General features: G+C 62.9%; 21 protein-coding genes and 1 riboswitch. Of the genes, 5 read left to right on the top strand and 16 right to left on the bottom strand.

The window, feature by feature from the left end; translation table 11 throughout:
* Positions 1–136 precede the first annotated feature (136 nt).
* From RGM2987_RS13130 to cobO, 11 genes are all read right to left on the bottom strand, one after another.
* Positions 137–2173: a hypothetical protein gene (locus tag RGM2987_RS13130; RefSeq protein ID WP_245141727.1), complete on the bottom strand. Its 2037-nt coding sequence runs from the start codon at positions 2171–2173 to the stop codon at positions 137–139.
* A 192-nt stretch (positions 2174–2365) separates the two neighbouring features.
* Positions 2366–3097 (bottom strand): adenosylcobinamide-GDP ribazoletransferase, encoded by a 732-nt coding sequence (locus RGM2987_RS13125; RefSeq protein ID WP_245141725.1) that lies wholly within the window; start codon positions 3095–3097, stop codon positions 2366–2368.
* A 2-nt stretch (positions 3098–3099) separates the two neighbouring features.
* Positions 3100–3675: an alpha-ribazole phosphatase family protein gene (gene cobC / locus RGM2987_RS13120; RefSeq protein WP_245141723.1), complete on the bottom strand. Its 576-nt coding sequence runs from the start codon at positions 3673–3675 to the stop codon at positions 3100–3102.
* Positions 3672–4727 carry a nicotinate-nucleotide--dimethylbenzimidazole phosphoribosyltransferase gene (gene cobT, locus RGM2987_RS13115; protein WP_245141720.1) on the bottom strand — a complete coding sequence of 352 codons (1056 nt, stop codon included), beginning with the start codon at positions 4725–4727 and terminating at the stop codon, positions 3672–3674. The genes cobC and cobT overlap by 4 nt, the downstream gene beginning before the upstream one ends.
* Positions 4724–5245, bottom strand: a complete 522-nt coding sequence (cobU, locus tag RGM2987_RS13110; RefSeq protein WP_245141718.1) for a bifunctional adenosylcobinamide kinase/adenosylcobinamide-phosphate guanylyltransferase — start codon at positions 5243–5245, stop codon at positions 4724–4726. Before cobU ends, cobT begins: the two co-directional genes overlap by 4 nt.
* A gap of 164 nt (positions 5246–5409) precedes the next feature.
* Entirely contained in the window at positions 5410–6861 is a 1452-nt protein-coding gene (locus tag RGM2987_RS13105; protein WP_245141715.1) for a cobyric acid synthase, read from the bottom strand.
* The gene (gene cobD, locus RGM2987_RS13100; RefSeq protein ID WP_245141713.1) at positions 6858–7859 is read right to left on the bottom strand and encodes a threonine-phosphate decarboxylase CobD; all 1002 of its coding nucleotides are present in this window, start codon (positions 7857–7859) and stop codon (positions 6858–6860) included. The genes RGM2987_RS13105 and cobD overlap by 4 nt, the downstream gene beginning before the upstream one ends.
* Entirely contained in the window at positions 7852–8760 is a 909-nt protein-coding gene (gene cbiB, locus RGM2987_RS13095) for an adenosylcobinamide-phosphate synthase CbiB (RefSeq protein ID WP_245141711.1), read from the bottom strand. The genes cobD and cbiB overlap by 8 nt, the downstream gene beginning before the upstream one ends.
* Positions 8757–9407, bottom strand: a complete 651-nt coding sequence (gene bluB, locus RGM2987_RS13090; protein WP_245141708.1) for a 5,6-dimethylbenzimidazole synthase — start codon at positions 9405–9407, stop codon at positions 8757–8759. Before bluB ends, cbiB begins: the two co-directional genes overlap by 4 nt.
* The gene (locus RGM2987_RS13085) at positions 9404–10789 is read right to left on the bottom strand and encodes a cobyrinate a,c-diamide synthase (protein ID WP_245141765.1); all 1386 of its coding nucleotides are present in this window, start codon (positions 10787–10789) and stop codon (positions 9404–9406) included. The genes bluB and RGM2987_RS13085 overlap by 4 nt, the downstream gene beginning before the upstream one ends.
* A gap of 11 nt (positions 10790–10800) precedes the next feature.
* Positions 10801–11412: a cob(I)yrinic acid a,c-diamide adenosyltransferase gene (gene cobO, locus RGM2987_RS13080; RefSeq protein WP_245141706.1), complete on the bottom strand. Its 612-nt coding sequence runs from the start codon at positions 11410–11412 to the stop codon at positions 10801–10803.
* Positions 11413–11486: 74 nt separating this feature from the next.
* Positions 11487–11697, bottom strand: a riboswitch (cobalamin riboswitch).
* A 150-nt stretch (positions 11698–11847) separates the two neighbouring features.
* Between cobO and RGM2987_RS13075 the strand changes: the two genes are divergently transcribed.
* Entirely contained in the window at positions 11848–12432 is a 585-nt protein-coding gene (locus RGM2987_RS13075; RefSeq protein ID WP_245141703.1) for a hypothetical protein, read from the top strand.
* A gap of 94 nt (positions 12433–12526) precedes the next feature.
* Positions 12527–13837: a sorbosone dehydrogenase family protein gene (locus RGM2987_RS13070; protein ID WP_245141700.1), complete on the top strand. Its 1311-nt coding sequence runs from the start codon at positions 12527–12529 to the stop codon at positions 13835–13837.
* Positions 13838–13980: 143 nt separating this feature from the next.
* Here RGM2987_RS13070 and RGM2987_RS13065 read toward each other — a convergent pair whose 3' ends face one another.
* The 5 genes from RGM2987_RS13065 to RGM2987_RS13045 form a co-directional block, all read right to left on the bottom strand.
* Positions 13981–14514 carry a C40 family peptidase gene (locus RGM2987_RS13065; RefSeq protein ID WP_245141698.1) on the bottom strand — a complete coding sequence of 178 codons (534 nt, stop codon included), beginning with the start codon at positions 14512–14514 and terminating at the stop codon, positions 13981–13983.
* A 166-nt stretch (positions 14515–14680) separates the two neighbouring features.
* Positions 14681–15307, bottom strand: coding sequence for an NlpC/P60 family protein (locus RGM2987_RS13060; RefSeq protein ID WP_245141695.1), 627 nt, complete (start codon positions 15305–15307; stop codon positions 14681–14683).
* Positions 15308–15574: 267 nt separating this feature from the next.
* Positions 15575–16279, bottom strand: coding sequence for a DnaA regulatory inactivator Hda (gene hda / locus RGM2987_RS13055; protein ID WP_003178999.1), 705 nt, complete (start codon positions 16277–16279; stop codon positions 15575–15577).
* A 156-nt stretch (positions 16280–16435) separates the two neighbouring features.
* Complete coding sequence (locus tag RGM2987_RS13050; RefSeq protein ID WP_245141693.1) at positions 16436–17509, bottom strand: AI-2E family transporter; 1074 nt, start codon at positions 17507–17509, stop codon at positions 16436–16438.
* A 32-nt stretch (positions 17510–17541) separates the two neighbouring features.
* Complete coding sequence (locus RGM2987_RS13045; protein WP_245141691.1) at positions 17542–18600, bottom strand: DUF2066 domain-containing protein; 1059 nt, start codon at positions 18598–18600, stop codon at positions 17542–17544.
* Positions 18601–18965: 365 nt separating this feature from the next.
* On the opposite strand from RGM2987_RS13045, the gene purM reads away from it, so the two are divergent.
* The 3 genes from purM to RGM2987_RS13030 are packed head-to-tail and all read left to right on the top strand — an operon-like array spanning position 18966 to position 21396.
* Positions 18966–20024, top strand: a complete 1059-nt coding sequence (purM, locus tag RGM2987_RS13040; RefSeq protein WP_245141688.1) for a phosphoribosylformylglycinamidine cyclo-ligase — start codon at positions 18966–18968, stop codon at positions 20022–20024.
* Complete coding sequence (gene purN / locus RGM2987_RS13035; protein WP_245141684.1) at positions 20024–20674, top strand: phosphoribosylglycinamide formyltransferase; 651 nt, start codon at positions 20024–20026, stop codon at positions 20672–20674. Before purM ends, purN begins: the two co-directional genes overlap by 1 nt.
* Positions 20675–20682: 8 nt before the next feature.
* The gene (locus RGM2987_RS13030; RefSeq protein WP_245141682.1) at positions 20683–21396 is read left to right on the top strand and encodes a DUF3108 domain-containing protein; all 714 of its coding nucleotides are present in this window, start codon (positions 20683–20685) and stop codon (positions 21394–21396) included.
* The last annotated feature ends 106 nt before the right edge of the window (positions 21397–21502 follow it).

The raw sequence follows: 21502 nt of genomic DNA, 5'->3' as shown, positions 1-21502 counted from the left end.
TATATGTAGGATTTATCTCTGCATTCGTAAGACTTTTCTCATCATTTCCGTACGAAACATCACGTAGGCGCCTCCTGTGTGACGTTGAATCAACAAGCGCACCCGGGCGACAAACGCCCGGGTGCCAGTGACGAGGTCAAGGCCCGGGGACCCTCGGGATCTCGCACGGTTCGTTCAACCCGTGGAATGCTGTACGAACCGTCAACGGCGTCGATTCAAGCAACTCCAAACCGTCATGGTGGGAATACTGGACCTTCACCCGTCCCCTGCGGCTCGGATTTTCGTTAAAAAGCGGCAGGATATGGGTTGTATAAGGTTCCACTCGAATGGTGAAGCCCGTGAGCGGCGTGCCGGCATCACCCAGCACATAATCTTTTTCGAATTCCGCATTGTCGATCGGATCTTCAGGGGCGTTCAGATCCGATCCTCTCATGGGGGTGAAGACGAAATTGATTTCGTCACCATCCTTGAGCACGCCGGTGAGGTCAGGAATGTCGACCCTGAGCGCACCATCGTCTTCAAGGGCCTTACAGCCTGGCCATGGGTTCGTCACCGGATCGATGGTCGGGAAACTCGCAGGCGGGAGCTCAACCGCAATGGCATTGACATCCACCTCGGTTTTTGTAGACGTCAGATCATTCTCAAGGCCTGTCACCCTCAGGCGATAATACACTGGTACTACCGAGCCATTACCGCCGCCCTTGATATAGGACCAAGGGATTTCAACGGTTTGACTCCGGCCCGGTACATGTTCCGGATTTGAATCATCGAAGATGATCTGGGCCTCAACGACACGAGTACCATTCCAGAAAAAATCGATGATATGGCCGTTGACGGCCTGGTCGTACCAAGTGAAGGTGAAATTCGCATCCTTATCCTTGTCGGCCCGCGTCAGCTCGTTGGTCCGGCTGTCATCCCAGTTCGTGACCACACCCTCCTCCAAGTCTGGATGCTCCGTATCCGGCCAGCCGGGGTCTGGCCAGGGAATCCAGGGGATCGGCACTTCGAAGTTGACGTCGATATCGATGTCCTTAGGTCCGAATAGCCGACCTTTGCGAACCACGTGATAGCTGATGTTGGTTTCCTTGTCTCCGGTGGTGTTTTCGCCGTACTCCAAGAGCATGAGGCTTTTCGGTTCCACCGGGACCAGGATCTTGGGAAGCGGGTTAGGCCCGACAGGAACATCCTCCAGCGTCGTGTTCCCCCACTTCACTCGAATGAAGTCGTAGCTCTTGTGGTTGTCATACTGGGGAATCCAGACGCTCACCCCGGCCATGGCGTGTTCAACCACCAATGGCCCCGAATCTGCCTGTGGTACTTCAGGATCCTTGAGATTGCTCGGCGGCGGCCCGAAGGTGAGGCTGATTTTCTGCCAGAGCGACAGGTGGCTGGGATTGGTCGCCTTGTCTATCAGGACGTAGATGAACACGCATTCGGCATCGCCTAGCTTACGAACCTCATCGCCATCGATTTCTATCTCGGAGCCCGTATTACCAGGGGTTACGGGAGGGACATCGCCGTAAAAAATCGGGGTAAGTCCAGCCGTGTCATCAGGAATGTGAGCGGCGTCCACCAGGTAAACAGCGATTTTATCCGTCGCCTGCCAATCGTCATAGGCAGGAATCGTGGCCGTCAATGTGCTGTTGGGGGGCAGGTTGACATCATCGAAGTAGGGGCTGTCAAAGGTCAGCGCCGCCGGCGGGGCATGTTTATAAGGTGGCTCCTGGTCACAATAAATCGGGGTTATCTGAGATTCATTTGGTGGGCTATCGTTATAGGGATATTGGATAAATCCCACCTGACACTGAGCATTCTGCGGAAGGTAATTGGCCTCGATACGCATTTCGTAGGGGAAGGTTTCCGGAAAATCAGTACCCCCGGCCGGTATTTCAAAGACATGATCTGCAACGACATCAAAACGCCCCTCGCCATTGTTAAACACAACTTCGACTTTTTCCGGTGCTTCGGGAGGGGGCAGGATCCACTTGGGAATAAAAACCCTGAGCCCATTCTTTAAATTGGGCCCTTTGAGAAGCCGGAGGACAGGATCGGCAAAGTCATCCGGATCAATTTCTATATAGACAGGAGCCAATTTCGACTGATGCTCGGTACGCATCCTGAGATAAGCACTGTTCGCCTCGCGCCGCTTCAGTCTGATGTCCTCGTTTGCCATGTTATCGCTCTCCCATTGACAACGTTCAGCCGTTGAAACACCAACGGCCACTCAGTTTTCCTGGCAGATCGATCACACCGGACACGACAAGACGCTTCCCATCGCTCTGCGCGGCCGCTGAGGCCTTGAGCGAATTAAGCACCGCTTTTCAATCACCCGATACTGTCAAGGTTGACAGGTCACCCAGGCAGATCAGAGCAACACAATCCCCACCAACACCGCGACTTCCAACAGTTCAAGCAAGGCCCCGGCGGTATCTCCGGTACAGCCCCCCAACCTACGCACCATCATCCCCCGCAAGCCAACGAACACGCCCGACGCAACCACCAGCGCAACCACCCCACCCCACCCTGCCACCAGCACGCAACCCAATGCACATCCTGCCAGCAACTGCCAGCCGGCCCGCCGTGGCAGATGATCAGCCAGCGCCTGCCCCAACCCGCCGGCGCGCACGTAAGGCGTGGTCAGGAATAGCGCGAGCAACGCCCCCCGCCCCAGCACCGGAACGATGAGCAACGCCAGGGTCTGTTCCTGTTCGATCAACGCCAACAGCGCGGTGAACTTGAGCAGCAACACCAACACCAGGGTGACGACGGCAATCGGTCCGCTGCGCGGGTCTTTCATGATCAGCAAGGTGCGTTCGCGATCGCCGAAACCACCGAGCCAGGCATCGGCGCTGTCGGCCAGGCCGTCCAAGTGCAAACCACCGCTGAGCAACACCCACGCCGTCAGCAACAGTGCGGCGTGCAGCAGCGGCGGCGCCCCCGCCAGCAGCGTATTGAGCAGCCACAGCAAACCGCCGAACAACAGCCCCACCAGCGGATAGAACAGCAGCGAGCGGCCCAGTTGCTTGGGCTCGGGCATGCCCGGCAGGCGCACCGGCAGGCTGCTGAGAAATTGCAGGGCGATCCAGAACGGCAGCACGATCAGCCCCCCTCTTCCAGCGTTGGACCGGACGTCACTCGCAGGGCAAATAACGCGCCGTGGCCGACTTCGACATTGAGCAGTTGTTCACGGGGCAAGCCCCGGGCCTGGGCCAGCAGCAGGCGCATCACGCCGCCGTGGCTGACCAGCAGAACCCGCTGACCGGCGTAAGCGGCATGCAGGCGTTCGATGGCCGCCAGCACGCGGTTGGAAAACTCCAGCACCGGTTCGCCTTCGGGCGGCGTGAAGCGGTAGGGATCGGCCCAGAACCGGCCCAGGGCTTCGGCGTCGGTCTCCATCAACGCCGCCGCGCTCCGGCCTTCCCAGGCGCCGAAATGCAGTTCTTGCAGGTCCTTGTCCAACTGCACCGGAATACCGAGACGGGCGCCGAGTTGCTCGGCGAAACGGGCGCAACGTTGCAACGGCGAGCTTATCAGCCGATCCCACGGCCCGCATTGGGCGACCGCCGCTTGCATTTGTTGCCAGCCGTTGGCGGTCAAGGCGTCGTCGAGGCTGCCGCGCAGCCCACCGCCCAGCTCGGTTTCACCGTGTCGCAGCAGGTCCAGGCGCAAGGTCATGCCGGGCGATCCGCCACGGCCGCTTCGGCAAACGTTGCCATCTGCCCGTGCAGGTCGCAGGCCAGGCGCAACAGCGGCACAGCCAGCGCCGCACCACTGCCCTCGCCCAGGCGCAGGCCGAGGTCGAGCAGCGGTTCGGCGCCGAGGGTTTCCAGCAGATGGCGATGGCCGGGCTCGGCGCCGCGATGGCCGAACAGCAGCCAGGGTCGGCACTCGGGGTTGAGGCGCACCGCCACCAGCGCCGCGACGCTGCAGATGAAGCCGTCCACCAACACCGCGACGCCCTGCTGGGCGCAGGCCAGGTACGCGCCGACCAGGGCGGCGATTTCAAAACCGCCGAGGTTGAACAGGGTCTGCAACGGGTCGTTGGATTGGGCGGCGTGCAGCGCCAGGGCGCGCTCGATCACTTGGGCTTTGCGATTGACGCCCGCTGCGTCCAACCCGGTGCCGGGGCCGACCAGATGGACCACCGGACAATCGAGCAGAGCACAGGCCAGGGCGCTGGCGGCCGTGGTGTTGCCGATGCCCATTTCGCCGCCGATGAACAATTGGGCGCCGGCGGCGATAGCGCGGGCAACGCTGTCGCGCCCGGCTTGCAAGGCTTGTTCGCCTTGGCCCTCGGTCATCGCCGGGCCGTGGACGAAGTTCGCGGTGCCGGGGCCGACGTTCAGATGGCGTACGCCGGGCAGGTTCAGCGACGGGGTAACGGTGCCCAGATCCACCACTTCCAGCGAGGCACCCAACTGCCGCGCCAGGACGCTGATGGCCGCGCCGCCGCTGACGAAGTTGTGCAGCATCTGCCCGGTGACTTCCTGCGGGAAGGCCGATACCCCTTCAGCCACCACGCCGTGGTCGCCGGCAAAGATCGCGATCCACAAGCAATCCAGGCGCGGCTTGACCTGCCCTTGCAGCCCCGCGAGTTGCACCGCCACCGCTTCCAGTTGCCCGAGGGAGCCGGCCGGTTTGGTCAGTTGCCGCTGACGGGCCGCGGCCTGTTCCAGGGCCTGGGTGTCGAGGGGCTTGCATGGGTCCAGCCACCAGCGGTGATTCATAACGCAGTACCTTTGAGAGTCAGGGGCAATCCGGCAACGGTCAGCACGACGCGCTGACAACGTTCGGCCAAAGCTTGATGCAGCCAACCGGCTTCATCGACGTAACGGCGAGTCAACTCGCCCAGGGGCACGACACCCATGCCGGTTTCGTTGCTGACAAAAATGATTTCGCCGGGCAGCGTGGCGAGGCAATCCAGCAGGGCTTCGCGCTCGGTGTTCAGTTGTTCGGGGTTGTCGAGCATCAGCAGGTTGGTCAGCCACAGGGTCAGGCAATCCACCAGCAGGCAGCGGTCGGCGGCGGCGTTTTCCCGCAGGACCAGGGCCAGGGCCAGGGGCTCTTCCACCAGTGCCCATTGCGCCGGACGCCGTGCGCGGTGTTGGGCGACACGTTCGTTCATCTCGCCGTCCAGGGGTTGGCTGGTGGCGATGTAGGTCACCGGCAAGCCGGTGTCCGCCGCGAGTTTTTCAGCCAGGCGACTCTTGCCGGAGCGGGCGCCGCCGAGGATCAGTTGGAGCATGGTGGTTTACCTTTTATTGGCGGTGTGGCGACTGACGCCTTCGCGAGCAAGCCCGCTCCCACAGGGGAATGCATTTCAAAGTGTGGGAGTCACTCCCTTTTAGTCCGGTGCCCACAATCAACTGTGGGAGCGGGCTTGCTCGCGAAGGCGCCAGTACACCCACCCTAAATCCCACAGAGCTCACGCAACAGCCCAGTATCCAGATGCTTCTCCACCAGATCCGCCAACCGCTCGATGTCCCGCTCGCGCAAGCCGTGGTAGTCCACCGTCTGCACATCCACCAACCCGGCCCAACGCAGCAACGCACTGCTGGCCTGTGGCGACTCGAACAGCCCATGCAGGTAGGTCCCGAAAATCTGCCCGTCCGGGCTCTGGGCACCGTCACAACGGCCATCGTCCAACTGCACCGCCGGATGTTCCAACGCGGGCCCCGTGGTCACACCCGCATGAATCTCATAGCCACTGACCTCGGCCGCTTCCAGCGCCAGCCGCCCGCGCACATTGCGCAACTGTTTCTCTTGTTCCAGCGTCGTTTCAAACGCCAACAGCCCGAGCCCGGCACTAGAACCCGCCGCTCCTTCCAGGCCCAACGGGTCGTGGACGTGCTGGCCGAGCATCTGCAAACCGCCGCAGATGCCCAGTAATTTTCCGCCGTAGCGCAGGTGACGAGTGATCGCCGTTTCCCAACCATTGGCGCGCAGGTAGGCCAAATCACTGCGCACGCTTTTCGAGCCGGGCAGGATGATCAGGTCGGCCGGCGGGATCGCCTGGCCGGGGCCGATGAATTGCAGGTCGACCTGCGGGTGCAGGCGCAGCGGATCGAAATCCGTGTGATTGCTGATGCGCGGCAGCACCGGCACCACCACTTTGAGTACCTGATCGGCTTTGTCGGTCTGGCGTCGGTCGAGACCGTCCTCGGCTTCCAGGTGCAGGTCCATGACGTAGGGCAATACGCCGATCACCGGCTTGCCGGTGCGCGCCTCCAGCCAGTCGAGGCCCGGTTGCAGCAAGGCGATGTCGCCGCGAAAGCGGTTGATGATGAAGCCCTTGACCCGCGCCTGCTCGCTGGGCGAGAGCAACTCGAGGGTGCCGACCAGATGGGCAAATACGCCGCCACGATTGATGTCGGCAATCAGCAGCACCGGGCAGTCCACCGCCTCGGCAAAGCCCATGTTGGCGATGTCGCCGGCCCGCAGGTTGATCTCCGCCGGCGAGCCCGCGCCTTCCACCATCACCACGGGATAGGCCGCGCTCAAGCGGTCATGGGAGGCCAGCACCGCTTGCATGGCGATGGCTTTGTAATCGTGATAGGCCACGGCGTTCATGCTGGTAACGGCGCGGCCATGGATGATCACCTGGGCGCCGGTGTCGCTATTGGGCTTGAGCAGCACCGGGTTCATGTCGGTGTGCGGTTCCAAGCCCGCCGCCTGGGCCTGCACCGCCTGGGCGCGGCCGATTTCACCGCCGTCAGCGGTCACCGCGCTGTTGAGCGCCATGTTCTGCGGCTTGAACGGCACCACGCCGACGCCCTGGCGGCGGACCCAGCGGCACAACGCCGTGACCAAGGTGCTTTTGCCGGCATCGGACGTGGTGCCTTGCACCATCAACGTGGTCATGGGGTGTCCTTGGCGTAGGCTTCTAAGGCTTGTTCAAGGCGCAAGAATTCGCGGTCATCGGCTGGCAGCCCGAAGCGCAGGCTGCTGGTGCTCGCGAACAGCCGCAAGAGGATGCCGCGACGGGCCATGAAATCGTGAAGATCCTCGGCGTGTCCGGTGGTCAGCCATTGGAACAATCCACAGCCGCCTTGCGGTTTGAATCCGTGACGCTCCAGCGTAAATGCCAACCGTTGGCTGGCTGCTTCGCAGCGTTGGCGTTGGCGGACGTGGGCGGCGCTGTCCAGCAGGCACGCCTGGCCCAGCACCCGGGTCGGCCCGCTGACCGCCCACGGCCCGACCTGTTCAGCCAGCAGCTTGAGCAAGTGCCGCTCGGCCAGGACGAACCCCAGGCGAACTCCGGCCAGGCCGAAAAACTTGCCGAACGAACGCAGCACGATCAACCCGACCTGATGAGCATGCGCCGCCAGGCTCAGTTGCGGGGTGACGTCCATGAAGGCTTCATCCACCACCAGCCAGCCACCGCGCTGGGCCAGGCGGGCATGCCAATCGAGCAGACGCTCGGGGTCCAGGCTCAGGCCCGTGGGGTTGTTCGGGTTGACCACCACCAGCACGTCGAGGCTGTCGAGGCTGTCGAGGAAGAAGTCCACTTCGGCTTCGAGCACTTCGCGCACGATGTAGCCGCTGCGGCGCCAGGCTTCGGCGTGCTCGGCATAACACGGCGACAGCACGCCGACCTTGCCGGCCCGGCGCAGGCGCGGCAGCAGTTGGATCGCCATCTGCGAACCGGCCACGGGCAACAGCTGCTCGGCGCCATAGTAATCGCAGGCTGCCTGTTCCAGGCCGTCGTCGGTTTCCGGCAAACGCGCCCAGGCGCGCAGCGGTATCGCCGGGACGTCGAAGGGCCACGGCGCGAGGCCGCTGGACAAGTCGAGCCAATCGGCCTCGGCGATGCCGTATTGCAGCGCCGCGTTACGCAAGCGGCCGCCGTGCTCAAGCATAGAATTCAGCTCCCAGGCAGAGGATCAGCAACCACAACCATACCCCGCGCTGAACCAATTGCCAGCCACGATCGATGGAGTCGGCGCTCGCTGGCACGCCTTCGCCCAACGGCGGACGCTGGTGCAGCTCGCCGTGATACACCGCTGCCCCGCCCAGCTCGACAGCCAGCGCACCGGCACCGGCGGCCATGACCGGCCCGGCATTCGGGCTGTCCCAAGTCGGGCCTTGGGTACGCCAGCACTTCAAGGCCAGTCGGGTTTTTCCCAGCAGTGCGTAGGTCAGCGCCACCAGACGGGCCGGAATGTAGTTGAGCAGATCATCGATTTTTGCCGCCGCCCAGCCGAAGCGCTCGAAGCGTTCATTGCGATAACCCCACATGGCGTCGAGGGTATTGCTCAGTCGGTACAGCACCACGCCCGGCGCGCCGGCCACGGCGAACCAGAACAGCGCGGCGAACACCGCGTCGCTGCCGTTTTCCAGCACCGACTCGGTGGCGGCCCGGGCCACGGCGGTTTCGTCCAGCTCGGCAGTCTCACGGCTGACCAGATAGCCCACCCGCTTGCGCGCCTCGTCCAGATCGCCGCTGCGCAACGCCCGCGCCACCGGCTCGACATGTTCACCCAGGCTGCGCAGGCCAAGGGCGCAGTACAGCGCGAGGATTTCCACCAGCCAGCCGACCATCGGCGCCCACGACAGCGCCGTCGCCAGCAAGGTCAACGGCACCACGGCGATGAACCACGCCGTCACCCCATGGCTGCGCCAGCCGCGCCCACCGGAATTGAAGCGCTGTTCGATGCGATCGGCAAAGCCACCGAACGCCACCAGCGGATGCCAGCGCCGGGGCTCACCCAGCAGCGCATCCAGCGCCACTGCGGCGGCACTGAGCAAGGCGACACTCATGGGTTCACTCCCCAGCGGTTTTCATACAGCAGTTCATGCAGCGGACGCGGTTGCGCCCAGCCTTCCAGGGCAAGCATCGGCGCCGGGTAGAAGCCTTCGACCGGGCCCAGGCACAGGATCGCCAGCGGTTTGGCCCCGGCGGGCAAGCCGAGCAGATCGGCCAGGGCCTGGGGCTCGAACAGCGAGACCCAACCCATCCCCAACCCTTCGGCGCGGGAGGCCAGCCATAGGTTCTGGATCGCGCAGGACAGTGAGGCGAGGTCCATTTCCGGCAAGGTCCGCCGGCCGAAAATGTGCCGCTCGCGGTCGTCCATCAACGCCGCCACCAGTACTTCGGCACAATCGTTGATGCCTTCGACCTTGAGTTTCATGAACTCATCGCTGCGCTCGCCCAAGGCCTCGGCGGTGCGGATCCGCTCCTGCTCCACCAACTGGTGGATGTCCCCACGCAAGGCGCGGTCGCTGATGCGGACGAAGCGCCACGGTTGCATCAGGCCGACGCTGGGGGCCTGGTGGGCAGCTTCCAGCAAACGGCGCAGCAACGCCGGTTCGACCGTGCCGCCGCTGAAATGGCGCATGTCACGGCGCTCGGCGATGGCACGGTAGATAGCGTCGCGTTCGGCCTGGGGGAATGCGTTGTCGGTCATGGTTTATTCGCGAGCAAGCCCGCTCCCACAGGGAATTGTGAACACCCATCCAATGTGGGAGCGGGCTTGCCCGCGAAGGCGGCTTCAAGATCAGGCGCAAACAAAGCGGCAATCGCCCGCGGATTGGACGGAAAATAAAAATGCACATAGGACGCCGTCATCCGCCCCTCCCGGAAAACCGCCTCCGCCCCACGCCCACCATTGGGACTGTGCCCGCGGGCAATCGGCTCAAGCTCCGTGCTGGTCAACGAATGATGATAAGTGTGTCCACGCAGGGTGCCTTCGGGCAGGTCCACCGATTGCAGCGCCAGGGCCGCCAGGCGTTTTTGCATCTGCGCCTCACCGGCCAGCAAACCGAGCAGTTCGGCGCGGATGCCTTCAACGTCAGTCAAGGAGTCCAGCAGGTACAACATGCCGCCGCACTCGGCGAGCAAGGGTTTGTCGGCGGCATGATGGGCGCGGATCGCCGCCAGCATCGGGGTGTTCTGCGCCAGGGCAACGTGGTGCAGTTCCGGGTAACCACCGGGCAGGTACAGGCTGTCCGCTTCGGGCAGTTCGCTGTCACGAATCGGCGAGAAGAAGCTCAATTGCGCGCCCATGGCCCGCAGCAGGTCAAGGCTCGCACCGTAGGTGAAGGCAAACGCTTCGTCCCGGGCCACGGCGATGCGTACGCCGGCGAGCCATGGCTCGGGGCAGATCACTTCGGGGGCAGCGAACTCGACAGCGGGCGGCAGCGCCACTTCGCAACTGCCGGCCAGGGCATCGGCGGCGGCATCGAGGCGCACATCCAGGTCGTTCAACTCGCTGGCCTGGACCAGCCCCAGGTGGCGGCTGGGCAATTCGATACCGGTTTCCCGCGACAGTGCGCCGTACCAGCGCAGGCCTTCGGTCAGGCTGCCTTCGAGCAACTGCGCGTGGCGCACGGTGCCGACGCGATTGGCCAGGACCCCGGCGAACGGCAAGTCCGGCTGATAACGCGCCAGGCCCAAGGCCAGGGCGCCGAAGGTCTGGGCCATGGCCGTGCCATCGATCACCGCCAGCACCGGCACGCCGAAGTGCCGCGCCAGATCAGCGCTGGACGGCGTGCCGTCGAACAGCCCCATCACCCCTTCGATCAGGATCAGATCGGCTTCGGCGGCGGCTTCCCACAGCAGCCGGCGACTTTCCTGCTCGCCGACCATCCACATGTCCAATTGATAGACCGGCGCGCCACTGGCACGCTCCAGGATCATCGGGTCGAGAAAATCCGGGCCGCACTTGAACACACGCACCTTGTGCCCTTGGTTGCGATGCAAGCGGGCCAACGCGGCGGTGACGGTGGTCTTGCCCTGCCCCGAGGCAGGCGCGGCGATCAACACCGCCGGACAATGGCGGCGGGTCATGGCGGCATCACTCACAGTTCGACGCCTTTCTGCGCCTTGATACCCGCCTGGAATGCGTGCTTGATCATGCCCATTTCGGTCACGGTGTCGGCCAGCTCGATCATCTCAGGCTTGGCGCCACGTCCGGTCACCACCACATGCTGCATCGGCGGACGTGCCTGCAAATCGCTGAGGACTTGATCGAGGTCGAGGTATCCGTGCTTGAGGGCGATGTTCAGCTCATCGAGCACCACCAGGCCGATGGCCGGGTCGCTGAGCAATTGCTGCGAGACGGCCCAGGCCGCTTCGGCGGCGGCGATGTCGCGCTGGCGGTCCTGGGTTTCCCAGGTGAAGCCTTCGCCCATGACATGAAAGCGTACCTGCTCCGGGAAGCGGCGGAAAAACAGTTCCTCACCGGTACTGTTGCGACCCTTGATGAACTGCACCACGCCGCATTGCATGCCGTGGCCCATGGCCCGCGCCAACATGCCGAATGCCGAGCTGCTCTTGCCCTTGCCGTTGCCGGTCAAAACCAGCAGCAGGCCGCATTCATTCGGTGAGTTGGCGATGCGCTCGTCGATCACGGCTTTCTTGCGCAGCATGCGCGCCAGGTGGCGTTCGTCGCGATCAGGCGTGTCGGTCATGGGGAGCTCTCCGTTGGGATTGAAACGGCGGGCGGGCAAAAAGGACGGCAAGACGCCTGGCATCGCCCACCGTGATGCCGTTGGATGAATCAGGCCGGTCTCCGGGCTCATGAGCGGCGCGATGCCGGGTTGCGCGCCTTCCCATGTCCATGGACACAGTGGCTTGTGGACAACCTTGACTCATTTACCGTTGCGGGGGCAGCGCCGGGTTTGTGTGCACTCACCGGCTTCCCTGTTTCACTCTGTCGGCCATCGCCACAGAGCACCTGAAACAAGCCGCGAAGGTTAGAGGGTTGGGGGTGGAGCGTCAATTAAAGCCGGACGCCGGACATTGGCCCGGATCAATAAAGTGACGCCAATCTTGTGCCAGGCTATAGCAAGTGATATCAAAGAGACATTACGACCCGATATCACAAAAATAAGAGGGCAACTGGCATGCAAGGCATGATCATCAGCAATCCGAAACTGGAATTCCTGCGCCCGATGCTGGAGCGCTGGTTCGACTGTATCGACCGCTACAACGCGGTGCGCGGCGATAACGACACCCCTTATTGGTTCGATGAGCGCGCCAACCTCGGCCTGCTGTCCGCTGCCGCATGGATGGCCGAGATGGTCACCCTGCAAAACGCCCCGACCCGCAAGCAGAACGAAGAAGGCGAACGCAACGTCAACGCCGATCTGCTCATCGCCAGCGCCGACGAGCGCGCCTTCATCCAGGCCACCCAGCGCTGGCCCAAGGTCAGCAACCTGAACCTGAGCCAACCGCTGTCGGAAGCCGCCAGCGACGCCAGACGCATCAGCTATGCCAGCGACCTGAAGTTGGGCTGCCTGTTCGTCGCACCACAAAAAGCCCAACAGAGCGCCACGCCAGAAGAGCTGCAAGACATGCTCGACGACTTGCAGAAGGAAAACACCTGCGCCGTGGCCTGGTATTTCCCCTATGCCTACCGCAAGTTGCGCAACGAGAGCGGCCACTATCATCCGGGCATCGCGGTGTTGTTCAAGCAGGCTCATGGCTGACTCCACCCACAAGGTTCTGGCATGACCACAGGTTGAACCATCGCCGGTCTACGCTTCTCTATGAATAACCACGTGCATTCATAGGGAAGCCAGCATGTTCAAGCCACCTCATCTTCTGATCGTCGCCCTCGCCGCCGGGCTCGTTGCTTGTGGCGAGTCGTCGACCTTGCAGGTTTCCGACGGCACCGGCCCGGCGCCGAAACTGCCCGAACCCAACAAGACTCTGATTCCTACCGTCAACATCGCCGAAGCCGTCGGCTGGCCGCAAGGCGCCAAGCCAACCCCGGCCCAGGGCCTGCAAGTCGACGCGTTCGCCGAGGGCCTGGACCATCCTCGCTGGCTCTACGTGCTGCCCAATGGCGATGTGCTGGTGGCCGAGACCAACGCGCCGCCCAAGCCGGACGACGCCAAGGGCATCCGCGGTTGGGTGATGAAAAAAGTCATGGGTCGCGCCGGGGCCGGCGTGCCCAGCCCCAACCGCATCACGTTGCTGCGCGACAGCAATCACGACGGTATTGCCGAAACCCGCACGGTGTTCCTGGAGAACCTGAACTCCCCGTTCGGCATGACGCTGGTGGGCAATGACCTGTACGTTGCCGACACCGACCGGTTGATCCGCTTCCCCTACAAGGAAGGCGACACGCAGATCAAGGCAGAGCCGACCAAGGTCGTCGATTTACCCGGCGGCACTCTTAACCATCACTGGACCAAGAATGTGATCGCCAGCCGGGACGGCAGCAAGCTGTACGTCACCACCGGTTCGAACAGCAATGTCGCGGAGAATGGCATGGAAGCCGAAGAAGGCCGTGCGGCGATCTGGGAGGTCGACCGGGCCAGCGGCCAGCACCGTATTTTTGCCTCGGGCCTGCGCAACCCCAACGGCCTGGCCTGGGAACCGCGCAGCGGCGCGCTGTGGACCGCGGTGAACGAGCGGGATGAGATCGGCAGCGACCTGGTGCCGGACTACATCACTTCGGTCAAGGACGGCGCCTTCTATGGCTGGCCCTACAGCTATTACGGGCAGAACGTCGACGTGCGGGTCGAACCACAGAACCCGGCATTGGTGGCCAAGGCCATCGCGCCGGACTACGCCGTCGGCCCCCACACCGCCTCACTGGGCCTGACTTTCGCCGAAGGCAGCGGCCTGCCTGCGCCGTTCACCGAAGGCGCTTTCATCGGGCAACACGGCTCCTGGAACCGTAAGCCCCACAGTGGTTATAAAGTGATTTTCGTACCGTTCACTGGCGGCAAGCCGGCTGGGCAGCCAGTGGATGTGCTGACCGGTTTCCTCAACGCAGACGAGAAAGCCCAGGGGCGGCCGGTGGGTGTGGTGATCGATAAACAGGGTGGATTGTTGGTGGCCGATGATGTGGGGAACAAGATCTGGCGGGTGTCGGGTAAGTAACCGGTCTTTGAAATAACCCCGTGGCGAGGGAGCTTGCTCCCGCTGGGCTGTGCGGCGGCCCCGGTTCTTGGCGGTTGCTACGCAACCGAACGGGAGCAAGCTCCCTCGCCACAAAATCCATCCGGCTGTGGCGAGCTCAGTTGTCAGGGATTACGCGCCAGATGCTCCGGCTGCAGCACCCGCTTGGCGCTCAGATAGGCCTTCTGCCAATAGGCCTTGGACAAGCTGTCGAGCTTGACCGTGCCGCCGGTAGCCGGTGCATGGACGAAGCGCCCTTCCCCCACATAAATCCCGGCATGACTGACCTGCGAGCCGCCATTGGTGGCGAAGAAAATCAGGTCACCCGTCTGCAACGCATCCTGGCCGACATCCGGCGCGCGCATGCTGATCATCTCGCGGGTGGAGCGCGGCAGGGAAATACCGGCAGCATCGCGGTAAACGTAGCCGATCAGGCCACTGCAATCAAAACCTGAATCCGGCGTGTTGCCGCCCCAGCGGTACGGCGTCCCCACCAAGCCCAGTGCCCGGAAAAGCACATCTTCAGCCGCTGGGGAAAAAGGTTGCGAGGGTGCAAAGACCACGGGGGCCCGTACCGGGGCGGGCGGTGGTGTGCGGCTGGCGCAAGCGCTGAGCAGCGCGGCGAGACACATGAGAGCAAGGCGGGCCGACGTCGACATATGCAGAACAATCCTGATCTGGATGCGGCTTTTTCTGCCGTGGGCATGAAAACAGACCCGCCCGCGTAGTACGCAGGCGGATTGCCATCAATCAATGATCAAGGATTCTAGCGGCTATGAGGCAAACTTCAAGTAACACTTTAAGTTTGCCTTACAAACTGTGCGCTTACTTGCGAGCGGTGACCACAGTCGGTGCCATCGCGAGGGCGCGCTTGGCTTCAATGAAGGTCTTGCTCCAGTAACTATCGCCCAGGCTGTCGATTCGCACGCCACCGCTGCGGCGGCTGCTGGAATGGATGAACTGGTTGTCGCCCAGGTAGATCCCGGCGTGACTGACGCGACCGCGACGACCATTGGTGCTGAAGAACAGCAGGTCACCGGGTTCCAGTTGGTTGCGAGCCACCAGCGGGGCGTTCACGTTGATCATCTCGCGAGTGGAGCGCGGCAGGTTCATGCCGGCCTCTTCGCGGAACAGATAACCGATGAAACCGCTGCAATCGAAGCCGGCCTCGGAGGTGCCGCCGAAACGGTAGCGGGTCCCGATCAGGGACATGCCGCGTTCCAGGATGCTGTCGGCCAGCACGGGGAGCTGATAAGGCTTGCTGCCGGCGAAGGCCGCCAGCTCTTTGTCATCGGCTATTTCTTCCTGGAACAATACGGAGGAAGACTGCGCGGTAACGGAATTCTTGACCTGTGGTTGTTGCACTTGCTGGGTCACTGGAGTGTGGGCAGCGCAACCGAACAACAGGGTAACGAGTGCGAGAGGCACGAGGGGTGCGAAGCGATTTAGCATGGGCACGACCGTGGCTGTAGTAGTAAAGATGGCGAGACTATGCCCTCTATCGAGTCCATTTGCAAATTCAATCGATGCCAATGTGACTTCTCGGTTTCACCCGCACATCTAAGCGCTTAAGCCCATTTTAAACGTCGCGCAGCCTGCAACCCACTGTGGCGAGGGAGCTTGCTCCCGCTGGGCTGCGCAGCAGACCCTTTTTTGTGAGCGCTTCGCACTCAAGCGGGAGCAAGCTCCCTCGCCACAAAAGCGGGCCCCAACAAGCTTTCACCAGCCCAGGGTTTCTTTCAAAAAAGGAATAGTCAGCTTGCGCTGGGCTTGAAGCGAAGCCTGGTCGAGGCGTTCGAGCAATTCGAACAGCGCGCTCATGCTGCGGGTGCCCCGGGTCAGAATGAAATGCCCGACCTCATCGGTCAGATGCAGTCCACGCCGGGAAGCGCGCAACTGCAATGCCCGGAGTTTGTCTTCATCGGAAAGCGGGCGCATCTGGAATATCAGCGCCAGGGTGAGACGGGACTTGAGATCCGCCAGTTTGACAGGTAGCTCCCGCGGCGACGTCGAGGCGGCGATCAGCAACCGCCGACCACTGTCGCGCAGCCGATTGAATAGATGAAACAGCGCTTCCTCCCAATCCGCCTTGCCGGCCACGGCCTGGAGATCGTCCAGGCAGACCAGTTCGTACTGCTCCAGGTTGTCGAGGATTTCAACGCCGCGATCCAGCAATTCGGCCAGCGGCAGGTACACCGCCGGCTCGCCCAACTGCTCGAACCGCAGGCAGGCGGCCTGCAACAGGTGCGTGCGCCCTACCCCATCCTTGCCCCACAGATAAATCAGGCTCTCCGTCCAGCCGGCGTCGGCTTCGCAAAGCCGCTCGACATAGCCGAGTGCAGCGGCATTGGCGCCTGGATAGTAATTGATGAAGGTGGCGTCATCACGCAGACGCACACCTAGGGGCAGCTGAATCGGTTTCATGCTGACTGAACGGTTGCGGGGAACCGTTAGTGGCCTCTGTGTAAAGTTGGCAAAGTTTATACCCGTGGGGCGGACCGCACAATGCGCCGGACCACGAGCAAAATCAAAGGTTTGCAGCGCCAGGGAACGCCGACGACGGTTTCCCTGGCGTTCGCCCTACAGCTCGGGGTCTTCGGCGCCGCTGTAGATGTCCGAATCCTTGTACAGATCGTGCATGTGCCGCACCAGCACCATGATCACCGCAGCCACCGGCAGCGCCAGCAGGATCCCGGTGAAGCCGAACAACTCGCCACCGGCCAGGATCGCGAAGATCACCGCCACCGGGTGCAGGCCGATCCGATCACCCACCAGCAATGGCGTCAGCACCATGCCTTCCAGGGCCTGCCCGACCATGAACACCGCTACGATGCCTACCATCGGGTACAGGTCGCCGCCGAACTGGAACAACCCGGCGATCAACGCCGCGCCAATACCAATTACAAAGCCCATGTACGGCACGATGGCCGCCAGCCCGGCGATCATGCCGATCAGCAGCCCCAACTCCAGCCCCACCAGCATCAGCCCGGCGGCATAGATGAAGCCCAGGGCCACCATCACCAGTAATTGCCCGCGCACGAATGCGCCCAACACTTCGTGGCATTCACCGGTCAGGCTCATGATGTGTTCCTCACGATGACGCGGCAGCAGGCTGCGGATCTTCGCCATCATCAGGTCCCAGTCGCGCAACAGATAGAACGCCACCACAGGGATCAGCACCAGGTTCGCCAGCCAGCCGATCAGCGCCAGGCTCGAGGCCGTGGCCTGGCTCAGGACCACGCCGACGATATCCGTGGTCTGGCCCATGTGCTCGCTGATGGCGGCCTTGACCTTGTCGAACTTCCAGAACCCGTCCGCCAGCCCCAGCTTCGACTGCACCCATGGCACCGCGCTGTGCTGCAACCAATCGAGCATTTGCGGCGCCAGTTCATACAGGCGCACCAACTGCTTGGCGAGCATCGGGATCAACACCAGCAACAGGGCGCCGACAATGAGGGTGAACAGCGCAAACACCGCCACCACGCCCCAGGTCCGCGACAGACCGAATTTCTCCAGGCGATCCACCACCGGGTCGAACAGATAGGCCAACAGCAGCGCAACCAGGAACGGCGTAAGGATCGGGTGCAGCAGATAGATAAACGCGAACAGCAGGGCCACCCCGCCCAACCAGAACCAACGCCGCGTATCGCCCATGAACCACTCCTAGCTATATAAAGAAAGAAAACCTACCAACGGAACCGCAAGTTGGCCGCCGGGGCCGGTGCAGGCGTTGCCAACGGGACTGAGCCATCGGCGGCAGGCTGGGCCGCCGGCTCTGGCGCAACAGGCTCACCGGCCGGGACTTCCTGGAGTTTTGCCAGGGCCAACTGCGCCTTCAGCTGTTCGGCGCTGCCGTTGACCCGATAGACGATCTGGTCGCCATCGACCCGTTGCAGTTGCCCGCCAAACGGTTCGAGCAAGCGTCCAAGGGCGGCGTAGCGTTCAAGGTTCATGCCCTGCACTTGCAGCAACTGTTCAGTCGCCACGCCCGGCTTGGCCACGAAACGCGGCGCCAGACGCTGGTTTACCGCCAGCATGACCGCATCGGCCAGGGCGGCGGCGTCGGCGCCCTGGGCCGTGCCCTGCTCACGCTGATCGCCCAGCCACAGGCGCCAGGTCCCGTGCCACTGCCCGCCTTCCTCCTTGGCGTGAACCGCCAGCAAGGCATCTGCTGCATATCGCTGCGACGCATCGCGCAGTGGCGCCGGGTCGCTGCCTTCCAGGTTCGGCGCGGTGGCGACAAGCTGTTCGCTCAAGTCCGCCAACGGCAGGTGCAGCGCCAGGCCCCGATGTTGCGCGGCGCGCCGTAGCGGCACGGCGCTGGCCTGACCGTCGCCCACCAGGCTGGAACCCTCGGCCGAATCGTTCAACCACCAGCCGAGGATCGACGGTCGGTTCGCGCCCCACAGCGACAGCCCGGCCGAGCGCAAGGCCCGCTCGGTGCTCGCCGGGTCGAAGTCCACCTTGAGGCTTTCCGGCGGGCCGGCATCGTAGCCGTATTGCAGAATGATCTGCTGCGGGTCCTTGCGGATCGCCGCCAGGCCGGGGTTCTGCGCGGCCTTGGCGTCGCCGGTCAGGCGCAGCACCAGCGTATCGAGGGCACGCAATGTCGCCTGGTTACGCTCCTCCGGCGTCTGGTTGCTGACCGGCTCGAGCACTTGATAAAGGCCATTCACTGTTTCGGCATGGCTCGCCAGGCTGATCAGCGACAGGCAGCCCACGGACAAGAATTTGAACAAACGCATGGAAGATTCCCGGACGTAACGGCTGGAACAGGCCGTGTGAAGAAGATTGAGCATGGCTGTGACCACGGCACCCGGCAAAACATTCACCCACCCGGTGCAAGTTTCCCACGGTCATCACCCTCGCCGCTTACTGCTACACCTTATACAGCCGCGCCGCGCAGTACCAATATAAGAAATATCGGTTTTTTTCCGTGGATATGTCCCTGCCCGTCGGCGCGAGGATGGCCGCTGCCCCTCAAGCCTGATAAAATCGCGCGCCTTCGCAGACCGGCAATCGCTGGGCACCCGGAATAATTCGTACAACGGTTATTCAATGGCCCGGGCGGTCGGTCGTTACCCAGAAATCCCCCCTAAAGGCCTGGATCATGAGCAAGCAACCCTCCCTGAGCTACAAGGACGCCGGTGTAGACATCGACGCCGGTGAAGCATTGGTCGAACGCATCAAGAGCGTCGCCAAGCGCACTGCGCGCCCGGAAGTCATGGGCGGCCTGGGCGGTTTCGGCGCCCTCTGCGAGATCCCGGCCGGCTACAAGCAACCGGTGCTGGTCTCGGGCACCGATGGCGTGGGCACCAAGCTGCGCCTGGCCTTGAACCTGAACAAGCACGACAGCATCGGCATCGACCTGGTGGCCATGTGCGTGAACGACCTGGTGGTCTGCGGCGCCGAGCCGCTGTTTTTCCTCGACTACTACGCCACCGGCAAACTGAACGTCGACACCGCCGCCCAGGTCGTGACCGGCATCGGCGCCGGCTGTGAATTGTCCGGCTGCTCGCTGGTCGGTGGCGAAACCGCTGAAATGCCTGGCATGTACGAAGGCGAAGACTACGACCTGGCCGGCTTCTGCGTCGGCGTCGTGGAAAAAGCCGAGATCATCGACGGCTCGAAAGTCGCTGCCGGCGACGCCCTGCTCGCCCTGCCTTCCTCCGGTCCGCACTCCAACGGCTACTCGCTGATCCGCAAGATCATCGAGGTCTCCGGTGCCGACATCGAAAACACCCAGCTCGACGGCCAGCCGCTGAGCGACCTGCTGATGGCGCCGACCCGCATCTACGTCAAGCCGCTGCTCAAGCTGATCAAGGACACCGGCGCCGTCAAGGCCATGGCCCACATCACCGGCGGCGGCCTGCTCGACAACATCCCGCGCGTGCTGCCAAAAGGCGCCCAGGCGGTGGTCGACGTGGCGAGCTGGACCCGCCCGGCGGTGTTCGACTGGCTGCAGGAACAAGGCAACGTCGATGAGACTGAAATGCACCGCGTGCTGAACTGTGGCGTGGGCATGGTGATCTGCGTGGCCCAGGAGCACGTCGAGACCGCCCTGAACGTGTTGCGTGAAGCCGGTGAGCAGCCATGGGTCATCGGTCAGATCGCCACCGCCGCCGAAGGCGCTGCCCAGGTCGAGCTGAAAAACCTTAAGGCGCACTGATGTCCGCAACCTGTAATGTCGTGGTGCTGCTGTCCGGCACCGGCAGTAACTTGCAGGCCCTGATCGACAGCACGCGGACCGGCGACAGCCCGGTCCGCATCCGCGCGGTGATCTCCAACCGCGCCGACGCCTACGGCCTGCAACGCGCCCGGGACGCGGGGATCGACACCCGCGTGTTGGATCACAAGGCGTTCGAAGGCCGCGAAGCCTTCGACGCCGCGTTGATTGAACAGATCGACACCTTCAATCCGCAACTGGTGGTGCTGGCTGGCTTCATGCGCATCCTCAGCGCCGGCTTCGTGCGTCACTACCAGGGCCGCCTGTTCAATATCCATCCCTCGTTGCTGCCCAAATACAAAGGGTTACACACTCATCAGCGAGCGCTGGAGGCCGGCGACACGGAGCACGGCTGCTCCGTGCACTTTGTCACTGAGGAACTCGATGGCGGACCACTGGTCGTACAGGCGGTAATACCGGTAGAGTTGCACGACACGCCGCAAAGCCTGGCGCAACGGGTTCACACCCGCGAGCACCAGATCTACCCGATGGCCGTGCGTTGGTTTGCCGAAGGACGGCTGACCCTCGACGACCGCGGTGCCTCACTGGACGGCCAGTTATTGCCGGCCAGCGGCCATTTGATTCGACACTAGGAGATATTATGCGTCGCGCCCTGCTCTTCGCTTGCGCTCTGCTTGCCCTGCCCCTGGCACAGGCTTCGGAACTTCAACCGTTCTCCGCCAGCTACACCGCCGACTGGAAACAGCTGCCGATGAGCGGCACCGCCGAGCGCAGCCTGACCAAGGAGGCCAACGGCACCTGGAAGCTCAGCTTCAAGGCTTCGATGATGATCGCCAGCCTGACCGAAGAAAGCACCCTGACCCTGGACAAGGACACCTTGCTGCCACAGTCCTACCACTTCGAGCGCGGCGGCCTGGGCAAGGCCAAGAAGGCCGACCTGGACTTCGACTGGAACGCCAAGATGGTCACCGGCACCGATCGCGGCGACGCGGTCAAGCTGCCGCTCAACCGTGGCATGGTCGACAAATCGACTTATCAACTGGCCCTGCAGCACGACGTCGCGGCCGGCAAGAAGAGCATGAGTTATCAGGTGGTCGACGATGGCGAAGTCGATACCTACGACTTCCGCGTGCTAGGCGCCGAGAAGGTAGACACCAAGGCCGGCCAGATCGACGCGATCAAAGTCGAGCGCGTGCGCGATCCGACACAAAGCAAACGCATCACCGTGCTCTGGTTCGCCAAGGACTGGGACTACCTGCTGGTGCGCCTGCAACAGGTCGAGACCGACGGCAAGGAGTACAACATCATGCTCCAGGACGGTACGGTCAACGGCAAGGCTGTGAAAGGCAGCTGATCAACTCCGATATAAAGAAGCCCCGTCAAATGCGGGGCTTCTTTTTGCCTGGAATTCATGGTTACCAAAATAACTGTGTGGGAGCGGGCTTGCTCGCGAAGGCAGC

Origin of the sequence: Pseudomonas sp. RGM2987 (assembly GCF_022952855.1) — a bacterium.
GTDB lineage: Bacteria > Pseudomonadota > Gammaproteobacteria > Pseudomonadales > Pseudomonadaceae > Aquipseudomonas.
This window is presented reverse-complemented; position numbering and strand designations above follow the sequence as displayed.